Origin of the sequence: Candidatus Viadribacter manganicus, from assembly GCF_001679665.1 — a bacterium.
Lineage (GTDB): Bacteria > Pseudomonadota > Alphaproteobacteria > Caulobacterales > Aquidulcibacteraceae > Vitreimonas > Vitreimonas manganica.
The window spans coordinates 3,063,679-3,077,019 of sequence record NZ_CP013244.1 but is presented as its reverse complement, the minus strand read 5'-3'; the positions used below and the strand labels follow the sequence as shown (position 1 = coordinate 3,077,019).

General features: G+C 62.8%; 13 protein-coding genes and 1 pseudogene. 7 read left to right on the top strand and 7 right to left on the bottom strand.

The features are described 5' to 3' along the window. Nucleotides 1-24: 24 nt before the first annotated feature. From serB to ATE48_RS15770, 3 genes are read left to right on the top strand one after another with little or no spacing between them, the layout of a single operon-like run. Nucleotides 25-918 carry a phosphoserine phosphatase SerB gene (serB, locus tag ATE48_RS15780; protein ID WP_066773122.1) on the top strand — a complete coding sequence of 298 codons (894 nt, stop codon included), beginning with the start codon at nt 25-27 and terminating at the stop codon, nt 916-918. Continuing rightward, the gene (locus tag ATE48_RS15775; protein ID WP_066773121.1) at nt 915-1,700 is read left to right on the top strand and encodes a hypothetical protein; all 786 of its coding nucleotides are present in this window, start codon (nt 915-917) and stop codon (nt 1,698-1,700) included. Before serB ends, ATE48_RS15775 begins: the two co-directional genes overlap by 4 nt. Further along, the gene (locus ATE48_RS15770) at nt 1,701-2,342 is read left to right on the top strand and encodes an HAD family hydrolase (RefSeq protein ID WP_083197400.1); all 642 of its coding nucleotides are present in this window, start codon (nt 1,701-1,703) and stop codon (nt 2,340-2,342) included. Here ATE48_RS15770 and ATE48_RS15765 read toward each other — a convergent pair. From ATE48_RS15765 to hflK, 3 genes are all read right to left on the bottom strand, one after another. Then, on the bottom strand, nt 2,339-3,757 hold the full coding sequence (locus ATE48_RS15765) for a trypsin-like peptidase domain-containing protein (RefSeq protein WP_066773119.1): 1,419 nt from the start codon (nt 3,755-3,757) through the stop codon (nt 2,339-2,341). The genes ATE48_RS15770 and ATE48_RS15765 overlap by 4 nt on opposite strands. 165 nt (nt 3,758-3,922) lie before the next feature. Further along, complete coding sequence (gene hflC, locus ATE48_RS15760; RefSeq protein ID WP_066773117.1) at nt 3,923-4,774, bottom strand: protease modulator HflC; 852 nt, start codon at nt 4,772-4,774, stop codon at nt 3,923-3,925. Continuing rightward, a complete protein-coding gene (gene hflK / locus ATE48_RS15755; RefSeq protein WP_066773115.1) occupies nt 4,771-5,892 on the bottom strand; it encodes an FtsH protease activity modulator HflK in 1,122 nt (373 codons plus the stop codon). Before hflK ends, hflC begins: the two co-directional genes overlap by 4 nt. 118 nt (nt 5,893-6,010) lie before the next feature. Between hflK and ATE48_RS15750 the strand changes: the two genes are divergently transcribed. Together ATE48_RS15750 and ATE48_RS15745 are read left to right on the top strand one after the other, a co-directional pair. Continuing rightward, the gene (locus ATE48_RS15750) at nt 6,011-7,090 is read left to right on the top strand and encodes an Mrp/NBP35 family ATP-binding protein (RefSeq protein WP_066773113.1); all 1,080 of its coding nucleotides are present in this window, start codon (nt 6,011-6,013) and stop codon (nt 7,088-7,090) included. 26 nt (nt 7,091-7,116) lie between these two features. Next, nucleotides 7,117-8,313, top strand: coding sequence for an FAD-dependent oxidoreductase (locus ATE48_RS15745; RefSeq protein WP_066773111.1), 1,197 nt, complete (start codon nt 7,117-7,119; stop codon nt 8,311-8,313). 40 nt (nt 8,314-8,353) lie between these two features. On the opposite strand, the gene ATE48_RS15740 is transcribed toward ATE48_RS15745, so the two are convergent. Next, entirely contained in the window at nt 8,354-9,628 is a 1,275-nt protein-coding gene (locus ATE48_RS15740; protein WP_066773109.1) for a cytochrome P450, read from the bottom strand. Between the two features lie 226 nt (nt 9,629-9,854). Between ATE48_RS15740 and ATE48_RS15735 the strand changes: the two are divergent. Together ATE48_RS15735 and ATE48_RS19860 are read left to right on the top strand one after the other, a co-directional pair. After that, nucleotides 9,855-10,207 (top strand): annotated as a pseudogene (locus ATE48_RS15735) (PLP-dependent cysteine synthase family protein); the annotation flags it as partial. Nucleotides 10,208-10,219: 12 nt separating this feature from the next. Continuing rightward, on the top strand, nt 10,220-10,360 hold the full coding sequence (locus ATE48_RS19860) for a hypothetical protein (protein WP_156767811.1): 141 nt from the start codon (nt 10,220-10,222) through the stop codon (nt 10,358-10,360). Here ATE48_RS19860 and ATE48_RS15730 read toward each other — a convergent pair. The 3 genes from ATE48_RS15730 to ATE48_RS15720 all read right to left on the bottom strand — a co-directional run bounded on the left by ATE48_RS15730 (nt 10,357) and on the right by ATE48_RS15720 (nt 13,325). Then, entirely contained in the window at nt 10,357-11,127 is a 771-nt protein-coding gene (locus tag ATE48_RS15730; protein ID WP_066773107.1) for a hypothetical protein, read from the bottom strand. The two genes, ATE48_RS19860 and ATE48_RS15730, sit on opposite strands and share 4 nt — an antisense overlap. Beyond that, nucleotides 11,128-12,540: a pyruvate kinase gene (gene pyk / locus ATE48_RS15725; protein WP_066773105.1), complete on the bottom strand. Its 1,413-nt coding sequence runs from the start codon at nt 12,538-12,540 to the stop codon at nt 11,128-11,130. Nucleotides 12,541-12,692: 152 nt separating this feature from the next. After that, entirely contained in the window at nt 12,693-13,325 is a 633-nt protein-coding gene (locus ATE48_RS15720; protein WP_066773103.1) for a glutathione S-transferase family protein, read from the bottom strand. Between the last annotated feature and the right edge of the window lie 16 nt (nt 13,326-13,341).

Here is a 13,341-nt window from a genome sequence, read left to right as displayed (position 1 = left end):
AGAAGCGCAACTGCACGGAATTCGATGACCGCACACGCCCTCGTCTTTGTCGCCTCGCCTGAGGATAAGCCTGCCTATCGCGAGGCGCTGCTCATGCTGGGGCGCGTGGCGTTGAACCGGAAGCTTGCGCCGCCGGAGGTGCTCTCCGGTTGGGAAAGCGCGCAGTGGATCTACGAGAGCGTCGACGGCGAATTGCGCCAGGAGGCAGCGGCGGCGGTGGCGGAGCTGCCGGTAGATTGGGCGCTGACGCCGGTTGAGGGGCGACGCAAGAAACTTCTCATCGCCGACATGGATTCGACAATCATCAACGTAGAATGTCTCGATGAGCTGGCGGACTTCGCAGGCATAAAGGCGGAGATTGCGGCCATCACCGAGCGCGCCATGCGCGGCGAATTGGATTTTGAACCGGCGCTGCGCGAGCGTGTCGGCAAGCTCAAAGGCTTGGCGCTAGATGCACTGCAAAAAACCTATGACCAGCGCGTGCGCTTGAATCCAGGGGCAGCGACGTTCGTAAGAACCATGTCGGCGCATGGCGCGCGCTGCGTGCTGGTGTCTGGCGGGTTCACGTTTTTTACATCGCGCGTCGCGGATGCGGCCGGCTTTCAAGCCAATCGCGCCAATGTCTTGATGGACGATGGCACGGCGCTGACCGGCGTGGTGCAAGAGCCGATCCTTGGCCGCAAGGCCAAGCTCGACGCCATGCGTGCGGAAGGGGCGGCATTGCGCTTGAACGATAAGGACGTATTGGCGATCGGCGACGGCGCCAATGATCTCGACATGATCAAGGCGGCAGGCCTTGGCATTGCCTATCGCGCAAAGCCATTGGTTGCGGCCGAAGCGGACGCGAAGATCGATTATACGAGCCTGGAAGCAGCGCTATTCTTCCAGGGCTATCGCCGGGGAGAGTTCGTTCAATGAAACGTTTGATGATTGCGGCAGCTTTGCTGGCTTGCGCATGCACGCCGCCGCCAGCGCCCGAACAAGCGAATACGGCTGAGCCGTCCTTGCCGGGCGTAACACTGCCGGTTGCGGACCGAGCGGGCAACCGGATGGAGGCGCTGACACAAAACGGCGCGAACTGGTGCACGAGCGACGGGACTTGGTGCCTGCAAACGCCTGAAGGCAGCGTGGTCGTCATGCGCGGCGATCAGGCCGCAGGCACGATCATGATCGGCGATGTCGACGATAACGTCGATTGGGACGTCTGGCCGCAAATCATCCGCAACAGTGACGATAGCGTGCTCGTCGGCGTCGTGCGGACGACGCATCAGATGTATTCCGGCGGCGGCGGCGAAATGAGCCAGCTTGCGCTATATGCAGTCAGCGGCGGCGCCACGAACGAAGCAGTGCGTATGCCGCTCAGCGCTTCCTCGATGGTGCGCGCGTGCTTCGATGAACAAGATGAACAGCAACGCGCCGGCGCCTGCCACGACCAGTACGCGTTCGTGACGCGCATCAGCCTAGATGAAGGCGTTACCGAAGGCGCACCGCGGATCATGCTGGAAACGGCGGCAGGATCTTTTCCAGGACGGGTGACGCGGACGGCGGACTCGCTTGAGGCCGCGCCGCTGACCGAAGCGGATCTGGTGTGGGCGCACGATGAGACATGCTCATATCGCCGCACTTACGCGCACGGCGCCGACGGCCTATATGCGCCAGATCAGCCCCTTCCGCCCTGCTCGGACTATCTGGAGCCCTAATTGAAACTGCCGCGTAAGCCGCACGCTGTCGTGTTCGATCTCGACGGCACGCTGATCGATTCAGAAGCTTTGGTGAAAGACGCGCACTTCGCGGCGTGCGGCGAGATCGGCGTGACGATGACGGAAGCGCAGTTTCTTTCGCTCGTCGGCATGCATCGCGAGGCGAACGATCTGCAACTCAAGAGCTATTACGGCGAGGATTTTCCGCTGGAGCGATTCATAACGCTGACGCGCGCTCATGTCGGCGACCGCGTTGCGCCGCTGAAGCCCGGCGCGCTGGAGCTGATGGACACGCTGGAAGCGCTTGAATTGCCGTTCGGATTGGCGACGTCATCGCGCCGGCCTTGGGTGGAAAGACACTTCGCGGCACACGCACTGACACCGCGCTTTCGCGCCGTAGTGACACGGCAAGATGTGGTGGAGGGCAAGCCGCACCCGGAGCCCTATCTGCATGCGTCGAAGCTGCTGGGGGCTGCGCCAGAAATGGTGCTGGCGCTCGAAGATTCCTACGCCGGCGTGAGTTCAGCGCACGCAGCAGGCTGCATGACGGTGATGGCGCCGGATTTGTTGCCGCCAACAGACGAAATGCGCGCGAAAGCGATCGTCGTGACCTCGCTCTCAGAGGTCCGTTCGCTTCTTTAGCTGCGCGCCTGCAAGCGCCGATAGGTCACGGCGCCGTCGCGATTGATGCGCACAACGATGGCGTGCTCGCCGATGGCGGCGCGACCGGCGATGGCGCGGGCGGCGGCGACCGTGTCGGTCGCTTGCGGGCCAATGGCTTCGATCACATCGCCTGGACGCAGCACGCCTTCATTTTGCGCGCCGACATCGACATCGAGAACGACGAGGCCCTGTACGTTGGGTTCGATCTGGAATTCTTCGCGCAGACTGGCGTCCAGCTCTGAGAGCGCGATGCCGAAAATGCGTCCACCGCGCGGGCCGCCATCGCTGCGCGGGGAAGCTGCGCCGCCCTCTTCTCCGCCAGCAACGCGCGCGCCGCCTTGGGTTTCTTCGAGACGCTCGATATTCACGGTGATCTGCATGCGGCGGCCATCGCGGACGATGTCGATCGTCACGCTGGTCCCGACTTGCGCTTCGCCAACCATGCGGGTCAGCGCGCGGCTATCGGCGACGTCACGGCCATTGAAGCGCGTGACAACATCACCCGGACGAAGGCCAGCGTCGGCGGCGGGGCCATTTGCAGTGATGCGTGTCACCACAGCGCCGCTTGAGCCTTCGTATCCGGCGCGATCGGCGGCGGCGCGCGACAGGTTCGCGAGGCGAACCCCGAGCCAGCCACGGCGCGTCTCGCCATAGCGGATGATTTGATCGACAACCGGACGCACGATTGAGGTCGGGGTCGCAAAGCCGACGCCGACGCTGCCGCCCGTGGGCGAGACGATGGCGGTGTTGACGCCAATGACTTCGCCATCGGTGTTGAAGAGCGGACCACCGGAATTGCCGCGATTGATGGCGGCGTCGGTTTGGATGAAGTCGTCATAGCGACCAGCGTCGATGTTGCGATTGCGGGCGCTGACGACGCCGACGCTGAGCGAACCACCAAGGCCGAACGGGTTGCCGATCGCGAGCACGATGTCGCCGACGCGCGCGGTGTCGCTATCGCCCATATCGACATGCGGGAGCGGCGCGCGCGCGTGCACGCGGAGCACGGCGATGTCGGTGGCGGGATCGCGGCCGACGACGGTTGCTTCGAGACGTTGGCCGTTTTGCAGGATGACTTCGATCGCGTCGGCGGATTCGATGACATGATTGTTGGTGACGACGACGCCGTCCGGCGAAATGATAAAGCCCGAGCCGAGCGAGGTGATCTGCGCACCGCCCTCGCCCAAACCTTCGTTCAAGCGCTCCATCGGTGAGCCGGGCGGAAAGCGCGGCAAATCATCAACACCGCGCACGCGCTGGCTGGTCGCAATGTTCACCACCGCGGGTGAGAGCCGGTCATTCAGATCAGCGAACCCCTCGGACGGCAGGCGCGATTGCGCAAGCGCGGGAGCTGCAAGAGTAAATACGGCAATGGCCGAAAAGATGGCGCGCATGAGTCGTAGCGTAGCGGGTGCAGTGCGGGGTGCAATCCAGAGATAGCAGACCAATGGTCATCCCGGACGCGCGAAGCGCGATCCGGGATCCAGAAATCATAGACTATTCGGCTTCCCTGGACCTGGACTGCCGGTTTCGCCGCAATCTAAGATGACTGAGAGAAATTAGCCCCCGCCGCGGCGGCGCTGCATGTAGCGGAAGAAGTCGCTGTCGGGCGGGACGACGATCGGCGTACCGGCTTCAAGCGAATAATCGTACGCGCGCATCGAGCGATAGAACGCGGCGAACTCCGGATCGCGGCCATAGGCGCGTGCGAAGATGCGGGCGCGTTCGGCTTCGCCCTGACCGCGCGTGCGTTCAGACTCTTCCTGCGCGGTCGCTCGGATGATGGCGGCGTCACGTTCGCCCTCGGCGCGGATACGACCGGCAACTTGCTGACGCTCCGAGCGCATGCGCTCATAAACGCGCTCTTGCGTCTCCGGCGGCAGATCAGCCTGGCGGATACGGACATCGACGACGCGGACACCGAGTTCGGCTGCGGCAGCGCGATTGAGATCGTTCTCAATGGCCTGCATCAACTCGGAGCGGCGTCCTGAGATGATATCGTCCGAGCCGGCGCCGCCAAGAACACGGCGCATCGCGGCTTCAGTGAACGTTTCGAGACGTGAAGCACCGCCCTGCTCGGTGAGCACGCTTTGATAGAAACGGCGCGGCTCAATGATCTGCCAACGCACCACAGCATCCACGATCAGACGCTCCTGATCGGAGGCGACGATCGGCTGGCCCTCAAGCGTGAGGCCCATGTTGCGGCGGTCATAGTCGACGACGCTCTCAACGAACGGCATCTTGAAATAGAGGCCCGGCTGGTCAGCACCCGGCGCGTTGATGACGCGCGTGTACTCACCGAAGCGGAGCACGATGGCCTGATGGTCCTGACGGACAACGAAGACGGAGTTCAGAATGATCACCAGCAGCACCAGAACGGCGCCGATGAGAACGGGCATGTTGCGCGTCATTGGCCGGCTCCTGGTTGGGCTGCGGCCGGGGCGTTGCGCCGGATCATGCCGTCGAGTGGCAGGTACGGAACCGCGCCGCCACGCTGATCGAGGATGATCAAGTTGCCGCGCTGGTACACGCGCTCCATGGTTTCGAGATAGAGGCGATCACGCGTCACTTGCGGCGCGGAGCGATACTCCGTGTGAACGGCGATGAAGCGTTCGGCTTCACCGGCGGCTTCGCGGACGACGCGCTCGCGATAGGCTTGCGCTTCATTGACGATGCGGGCGGTGTCGCGATTGGCGTTGTTGATCAACGTCTCGGCGTCCTGGCCGGCGTTGACGACATCGTTGAAGGCTTCGATGACGGCGCTCGGCGCAGCAGCGCGCAGGAGCTGAACTTGCAGCACCTGGACGCCTGATTGGTATTCATCAAGCGTGGTTTGCATTAAGGCTTCGACGCCCTCTTCAACCTGACCGCGTTCGGTGGTGATGATCGGCTCAAGCTGGCGGCGGCCGATGACCTCGCGCATGGCGCTCTCGGCGACCTGACGCACGGCTTCGTCGGGATCACGCACGTTGAACACGAAGGCGCTGACGTCCTTCACGTTATAGACGATGCGGAAGTGGATCTCGGCGATGTTGCGATCGCCGGTGATCATCAAGCTTTCTTCCGGGTTGTCGTTCACGACATTGGCGCGCGGCGATTCAAAGCCGATTTCGGCTGTGCGCTGGCCGGTGACGTTGACGACCTGGCGCGATTCAATCGGCGCCGGCAGATGGAAATGGATGCCAGGGCCAGTCGAGCGATTGTAGTCGCCGACGCGCGTGATGACGGCTTGCTCGCCTTCGTCGACGGTGTAGATGCCGGTCGCGAGCCAGCCGATGACAAGAAGTCCGGCGATCAGCGGCCATTGCAGACCACGGCGTCCGCCGCGGCCGGCACCGCCTGAGCCGCCAGCGCCGCCACCGAACATGCGTTCGCGCCATTGGCGCAGCAGATCGTCGAGATCGGGACCTTGAGGCGGCGGTGGCTGACGCGGCGGTTGTTGCTGGCCCCACGGACGGCGCGGACCGCTGCCCCAGGGACCCTGTCCACCGCTACGCGGCGGGCCACCCGATTGGTCATTCCAAGGCATTAATCGCTTCCCCGCCCTTCTGGTGGAATTCGCGCGCGCCACTTCTGGGCGGCCGAGATGGGAGCTTGCAGCGCTCCCATGCGCGCCGATATGTGACCCCTGTGCTAAAGGATCAAGCATGAACAACCAGTTGGCGGACGTCGCTGAGCGCGTCAAAGCGCGCCTCGATGCGATAAAGGACCCGATCAGCGGAAAGGGTTTGTTCACGTCCGGTCGCGTGACGGGGCTTGAGGCGCGCGAGAACGGCAAGGTTTCGTTTACGATAGAGGCGCCCGCGGGCGTGGCGGAACTCTACGTACCAGTGCGTGATCGCGCGGAAAACGAAGCGCGCGCCGCCGAGGGCGTCAAAAGCGTGATCGCCGTGTTGACGGCGGAGGCCGCCGCACCGGCGAAGGCTGCGGGCGGCGTTGCCCGTGTAAAACAGATCATCGCGGTGGCGAGCGCCAAAGGCGGCGTCGGCAAATCAACCGTTGCGGTCAATCTCGCGTGCGCGTTCGCCTCATTGGGGATGAAGACGGGGTTGCTCGATCTCGATGTTTACGGGCCTTCGGCGCCCACCCTCCTCGGCACCGGCGTCAAGAAACCGCGCATGCGCGAGGACAAAATTCTCGAACCGCTTGAAGCGCACGGCTTGAAGACGATGTCGATCGGCTATCTGGTCGACGCCGCATCGCCGATGATCTGGCGCGGGGCGATGGCGACGAGCGCCGTGCGGCAAATGATCGACGAAGTGGCATGGGGCGATCTCGACGTGCTGCTCCTGGATCTACCCCCCGGCACTGGCGATGTGCAGGTGACATTGGTGCAGCGCGTCCCACTGGCCGGGGCGGTGATCGTCTCAACACCTCAAGAAATGGCGCTGGCCGATGTGCGCCGTGGCCTGGCGATGTTCGAGAAGACGCATGCGCCCGTGCTCGGCGTCATCGAGAACATGGCCTACTTCGAAACACCGGCCGGCAAACGGACACACATTTTCGGCGAAGGCGGAGCACGGCGCGTCGCGGCCGATGTCGGCGCGCCGTTCCTTGGCGAGATCCCGATCGATGTGGCGTTGCGCGAAAGCTGCGACGCAGGCGCCCCACTGGTGGCGACACAGCCGGAACATGCCCTGTCAAAACGCTTCCGCGAGATCGCGATAGCCGCGCGGGACAACGTGGCGCGCATGAACAAGCCGGCGCCAGCGATTAGAGTAAAGTAGCGACGACGGCGCTTGGGGACACGAGCATGACGGCGACACGCAGAACAATCCTTGGCGCGGCGGCGGCGCTGCCGTTGGCGGCTTGCACACGACAGCGTGCGATTGTGGTTGGCGCCGGCGTGTTTGGCGCATGGACGGCGGAGCACCTGCAGCGCGCGGGCTGGGATGTACTGCTGGTTGACCAAATGGGGCCGGCGAATGCGCGCGCATCCAGCGGCGGCGAGAGCCGGATGACCCGCGGCACGTATGGGCGCGACGAAATCTATACCCGCATGGCGCTCGACTCACTCGAAGAATGGAAGCGATTGTCTGAGCGCTCCGCGCTGCCGCTATTCCACAACGCCGGCGTGCTGTTTTGCTTTCAGGAGATGATCGACTACGCGCGTCAGTCCATTGAGGTTCATACGCGGCTTGGCCTGCCGCTGGAGCAGATCGACAACGCGGCGCTGCAGGCGCGTTGGCCGCAGATGAATTTCGACGGCATCGCGTTCGGCCTCTTCGAAGCTGAGTTCGGCGCCCTTATGGCGCGGCGCGCGGTTGAAGAAACGGTGGCGCGCTTCGTGGCCCGGGGCGGTCAATTCACCCTCGCGCACGCGAAAGCCGGGACGCAGGGCGCAAGCGTTCTGCTGGATGAACAACGTCACGACGCAAGCGCGGTCGTTTGGGCGTGCGGACCGTGGTTGCCGAAAGTGTTCCCGGACGTGTTGGGCCAGCGCGTCTTCGTGACGCGCCAAGAAGTAGCGTTCATCGCGCCGCCCGATGGCGACGATTCATTCGAGGCCTCGCACCTTCCCGGCTGGGCCGACTTCAATGGCGGCGATCTCTATTACGGCTTCCCGAATTTAGAGGGCCGCGGCTTCAAGATCGCGCGCGACACGCACGGCGTCGATTTCGACCCAGACACCGGCGACCGGCGCATCACCGAAGAAGGAGCAGCATTGCTGCGGACCTTTGCTGAGCGGCGTTTTCCCGCGCTCGCCGGGCGGCCGTTCACGGAGTTTCGCGTATGCCAGTACGAGAACTCATCGAATGGCGATTTCCTGATCGACCGGCACCCGACATTCGATGGCGTCTATCTGCTCGGTGGCGGTTCGGGCCACGGCTTCAAGCATGGCCCGGAAGTCGGGCGCATGATGGCCGAACTCGTCGTAAACGGCACAGCGCCGGATCAGCGCTTCTCACTGGCGACCAAGGCAACGGCGCACAATCGAACCGTGCTTTGAGTAGCGTCGGCCTGAGCCTGTCAAAGGCTGCGCACGCCCATCACGCCAACTCAAACTTGATCGGCAGCGTCTTGAGGCCGCTGACAAAAAAGCTCTGGCTGTAGCGCGGCTCGCCGTCGAGGCCGACACTCTTCAGGCGCGGCAGCAATTCCTCGAACAAGATGCGCATTTCGAGGCGCGCAAGATGCTGGCCAAGGCAGAGGTGTGCGCCATTGCCGAACGCGAGTTGGCGATTGGGCGTGCGGCCGATGTCGAACGTTTGTGCGTTCGGAAACACCTCTTCATCGCGATTGCCTGAGGCGTAGCAGAGCATCATCCAATCATTCTGCTGCATCTGACGGCCGCGCAGCTCGGTTGCTTCGGCGGTGGAGCGCATGAAGGTCTTGACCGGCGTGGTCCAGCGGATCGCCTCCTCGATCAACGCGGGAATGAGCGATGGATCGGCTTTGACACGGTCGAACAGACCAGGTTGCGTGGCCAGCGCCCACATCACGCCTGCCGTCGATGATGAGGTCGTGTCATGGCCGGCTGTCGCAATGATGGTGTAATACCCAGTGCGTTCGAACGGCGGCAACGGTGCGCCATCGATCTCTGCATTTGCCAGCAATGTTGCGAGATCGTCGCGGGGATTGGCGCGGCGATCGGCGGTGATCGTCTCGAAATAATCGGTGAAGTCCTGGACGACACCGACGAGAAGCTGCGCAAATTGCTCGTCGCTGAGCGCGGCCTTGAAGCGCTCTGTGTCAGGATCCGAGGCGCCGAACAATTCCTGCGTGAGACGCAGCATGCGGCCGAAGTCTTCCTCGGGCACGCCTAAGATGTTCATGACCACGCGCAACGGATAATGCAGCGCGACGTCTTTGACGAAATCGCACTGCCCCGGCAACGCGACGAAACTCTCGACCGCCTGCTTCGCGAGCGTGCGTACATCGTCCTCGCGCTTTTTCACGTTGGCCGGCATGAACCAGGCTTGCGTGAGCAGCCGGTACTTCATGTGGTCGGGTTCATCCATCTGCACCAACGAGCGGACGAGATGCGGCGTGCCGGTGATGGCGCGCGCACGAGCTTCGCCGGAATGGCTCATCAGGGTGGTGCCGCGCACGGCGGAGGGAAAGCGCGCGTTGTTGCGGCTGATTTCCAGAATATCGGCGTGTTTGGTGACGACCCAGAACGGATCATATCCCTCAACCTCGGCGACACCGAGCGGGTTGTTGGCGCGTAGCCAGGTGTACGCCTCATGGAGCTCATCGGTGGCGTAAGCATGCGGCGACACCAGCAAACGCGCGATGTCGTCCGGAATTTTGGCCGCGTGCATAGTGCCTCCCGATGTTTCGAACACTGTGCGCTGATCGGGGGTGACGCCGCAACTCGGCGCCGCTGCGTCAGGCGAGCAAATGGCTGGCGTTGCCGACGCCCTGCTCCGGGCGCAGAGTGGCGAGATGTCGCCCAGGTCAAGCCATGCTCATTTGTGGCGCGATCGGCCCTGCTGATTGGCAGTTTTGCCACTCAAAGTTCACGCGGTGCGGGGATACATCCACGCCATGAAATACAACAGCATTCTCGAAACGGTTGGCGATACGCCGGTGTGAAACTTGGCGCGCTCGCCCCGCACGATGTCTCGATCTACGTGAAGGTCGAAGCATTCAATCCGATGGGATCGGTGAAGGATCGCCTGGCGCTCGCAGTCATTGAAGACGCAGAACGCAGCGGCGCACTGAAGCCGGGCCAAACCGTTATCGAAGCAACGAGCGGAAACACCGGAATTGGCCTTGCCATGGTGTGCGCGCGCAAGGGCTATCCGCTTGTCATCGTGATGGCGGAGAATTTCTCGATCGAACGCCGGCGACTGATGCGGTTCCTGGGCGCGAAAGTCGTGCTGACGCCAGCGGCCGACTAAGGCAGCGGCATGTTGGCGAAGGCAATCGAGTTGGCGGAAACGCACGGCGCGCTGCAGGAAAAGCTACGCGCCGCCGGCGTGTCGTTCGATGCGGACGCGAAGGTGGACTATGACGCTCTGCTCCCGAAATGGCTGAAGAAGAGCGCCTAGTCAGTTGCGATGCGCTGCGCGAGTTCTCTGGCCACATCACGATCGTGACGGGATAGATCGCTTTGCACGCGTATCGTGCTCATCCAAAATCTTAAGCCGCGCAGAACTTCAGGCGCGGCCATGTAGCTGCGCAGAATTTCGCGGGCCTCAACTTCGCTGATCGGCGACTCGCAAGGCACAAGCTCCTGCATTTCTTCGGCGCCTTCAGCGAATGAATGATGGCAATTGTTCCAGATGTAGTTCTGGACACGAATGGGCGTCAGTCCGCGAACGTCTTCGCGATATTCCGGCATCGCCGCGAACAAGGGGTCCAGGCGATTTTTGCGAACAACGTAATAGTCGGCCAACGCGGCGCGCATGCTTTGATCGCGAATAAGGCCGAGTTCGCCGGCGCCAGTGAGTTCACGATAGGTGGTGTCCGTCGCTGTATAGGGCCAAATTTGGCTGGCCTGGAAGAACGCCAGCACAGTCTGCCAAGCGGAGCCATCTTTCAGCGTGCCATGCTCAGCATACGCAAGCGCAGCCTCGCCGTAGCCCGTCACTTGACGCCAAAAGACGATGCGCCGCTCAATGGCTGTAGCGTCGGTCAGCAGTTCGCCATGAATATTCGCCAAATAGCTCTGACCACGCTGGCGGTCGCGGTTGGCGTCGTTCCAGTTGCTGACTTGCGTTGCAACGAAGACGCCGAGCACGACGATGGCGAAATCAATCCCGATCGCCACCCAGTTTTGCGCTTTCACATGCGCGAGGACACGGCGAAGAAACATCTACTCCAGCCTCAGCACACGTATCGTGTTGGTCTTGCCGGCGCGCCCAAATGGAATGCCAGCGATGACGGCGACGCGATCGCCGGTTTCGGCGACGCCGAGCTTTCGAACGGCGGCGTCCGCCTTCGCGACCATCTCTTCGACGTTCGCGACGTCCTCGGTCACCATGGAGCGCACACCCCAAACCAGCGCGAGCTTGCGTGCGGTGTTGATAAAGGGCGTGAGGCCGATGACACCGCAACGCGGCCGCTCGCGCGCAACACGGATCGCGGATGAGCCTGTGGCGGTGTAGGCGACGAGCGCGGCGCAACCGACGACGTCGGCGATATGGCGTGCGCTGAGCGCGATGGCGTCTGCTGTCGTCGCTTGCGGCGGGGTCATGTCGCGCGGCAGCGAGGACCAATATTCCTCGTCATCTTCGACGGCGCGGATAATCCGATCCATGATCGCGACAGCACTCTGCGGATGGCGGCCTACCGCGCTTTCAGCGCTCAGCATCACGGCGTCAGCGCCCTGATAAACGGCCGTCGCGACGTCCGAAGCCTCGGCGCGCGTTGGCGTTGCGGCTTCAACCATGCTTTCGAGCATATGGGTGGCGACGATCACCGGCTTTCCGGCGGCGCGTGCAGTGCGGATGATCTTGCGCTGGGCGATCGGCACTTGCTCAGGCGGCAGTTCAACGCCGAGATCGCCGCGCGCGACCATGACGGCGTCGGCGACTTCGACGATCTCTTCGATCTGCGTAAGCGCCGAAGGCTTTTCGATCTTCGCGATAATTCCGGCGCGATCACCGATCAGCGCCTTAGCCTCGTGCACATCCTCTGGATGCTGCACGAACGAGAGCGCAATGTAATCGACACCGAGATCGAGCGCGTAAGCGAGATCCTCCCTGTCCTTCGCGGTCAGCGCCGAAATCGGAATGCGGCGCGTCGGAACGTTCACGCCCTTCTGGTTCTTCAGCGTGCCGCCGAAATCGACGCGCGCCTCGAGCTGGGTGCGGCCACGCCCAGTGACCGTGATCTGCAGCTTGCCGTCATCGAGCTTGAGGATGTCGCCAACTTCGAGCGCATTGACGAGTTCGGGGTGCGGCATGCGGATGAGGCCGTCGGCGCCCGGTTCGCTCGATGCCTCGATCGTGACGATATCGTTGAAGCGCAGCTTGATCTCGCCGTTCGCGAACATGCCCACGCGGATTTTTGGTCCTTGCAAATCGGCGAAAACGCCAACCGGCGTGCCGGCTTTGGCTTCCGCAGCACGGATCGCATCCATGCGGCGCGCGTGATCTTCGCGGGCGCCGTGGCTAAAATTCAGCCGGAAGCAATCGACCCCAGCCTGGATGAGCATGGCTAAGCGCTCAGGCGCGTCGCTGGCCGGGCCCATCGTGGCCACAATCTTACAATCGCGTGCGCGCATGCTGTCTCCGTTCAACCGAGACATTCAGTGCGTTGCGGGGAAAGGCAAGGGTCTTGGCCCGCACCTGCTTCGACAAGCCTAGGATGACGCTACATTCGCAGCGGTACTCTTGCCCGGATGGCGCCATCTTGTGCGTGTCGAAGGGAGACGTCTCAGCCGCCCATCTTATACGGCCCGCCCTTTTCCAGCGCTTTTTGATACGCGGGCCGGGCTTGTTGCAGTTTTCTGACGCGGACCATGTTCGGGTAACGATCGAGGCCGCCGCGATTGTTGCCGGCGTCGAGCACGAACGACATTTGGATATCAGCCGCGGTGAAGCGATCGGCGACGAAATAGTCGCGACCCTCAAGATGCGCGTTGATGAAGCTGAAGTGATTGTTGATCTCGGGATCAATGCGCATCTGCATTAGCGGCGCGCCGTTCTCGCCGAGCATACTGACATAGAGCTTCAGCAGAAGCGGCAGCATCGCCGAGCCCTCTGCGAAGTGCAGCCAATAGAGATAGTCAAAGCGGGCAGGATCGCCCGCGGGCACCGCAAGCCCGCCGAAGGCCTCGTTCTCAGCAAGGTATTCGATGATCGCGGCGGATTCGGCGAGCACCTTGCCGTTCGCCTCGATGACGGGCGATTTGCCGAGCGGATGAATTTCCTTAAGCTCAGGCGGGGCAAGGCGCGTCTGCGGATTGCGCTCGTAACGTTTGACGTCATAGGCGATGCCCAACTCTTCCATTAGCCACAGGATGCGCTGCGAACGGGATTCTTCGAGGTGGTGGACGATGATGCTCATTACAATTCTTCCTCCC

Excerpts from the sequence above, each read along its gene's own strand:
- ATE48_RS15720 (WP_066773103.1), bottom strand. The coding sequence starts at position 13,325 with ATGAGCATCATCGTCCACCACCTCGAAGAATCCCGTTCGCAGCGCATC.
- hflK (WP_066773115.1), bottom strand. The coding sequence starts at position 5,892 with ATGCCTTGGAATGACCAATCGGGTGGCCCGCCGCGTAGCGGTGGACAG.
- ATE48_RS15745 (WP_066773111.1), top strand. The coding sequence starts at position 7,117 with ATGACGGCGACACGCAGAACAATCCTTGGCGCGGCGGCGGCGCTGCCG.
- ATE48_RS19860 (WP_156767811.1), top strand. The coding sequence starts at position 10,220 with ATGTTGGCGAAGGCAATCGAGTTGGCGGAAACGCACGGCGCGCTGCAG.
- ATE48_RS15740 (WP_066773109.1), bottom strand. The coding sequence starts at position 9,628 with ATGCACGCGGCCAAAATTCCGGACGACATCGCGCGTTTGCTGGTGTCG.
- hflC (WP_066773117.1), bottom strand. The coding sequence starts at position 4,774 with ATGACGCGCAACATGCCCGTTCTCATCGGCGCCGTTCTGGTGCTGCTG.
- ATE48_RS15730 (WP_066773107.1), bottom strand. The coding sequence starts at position 11,127 with ATGTTTCTTCGCCGTGTCCTCGCGCATGTGAAAGCGCAAAACTGGGTG.
- ATE48_RS15750 (WP_066773113.1), top strand. The coding sequence starts at position 6,011 with ATGAACAACCAGTTGGCGGACGTCGCTGAGCGCGTCAAAGCGCGCCTC.
- pyk (WP_066773105.1), bottom strand. The coding sequence starts at position 12,540 with ATGCGCGCACGCGATTGTAAGATTGTGGCCACGATGGGCCCGGCCAGC.
- ATE48_RS15775 (WP_066773121.1), top strand. The coding sequence starts at position 915 with ATGAAACGTTTGATGATTGCGGCAGCTTTGCTGGCTTGCGCATGCACG.
- ATE48_RS15765 (WP_066773119.1), bottom strand. The coding sequence starts at position 3,757 with ATGCGCGCCATCTTTTCGGCCATTGCCGTATTTACTCTTGCAGCTCCC.
- serB (WP_066773122.1), top strand. The coding sequence starts at position 25 with ATGACCGCACACGCCCTCGTCTTTGTCGCCTCGCCTGAGGATAAGCCT.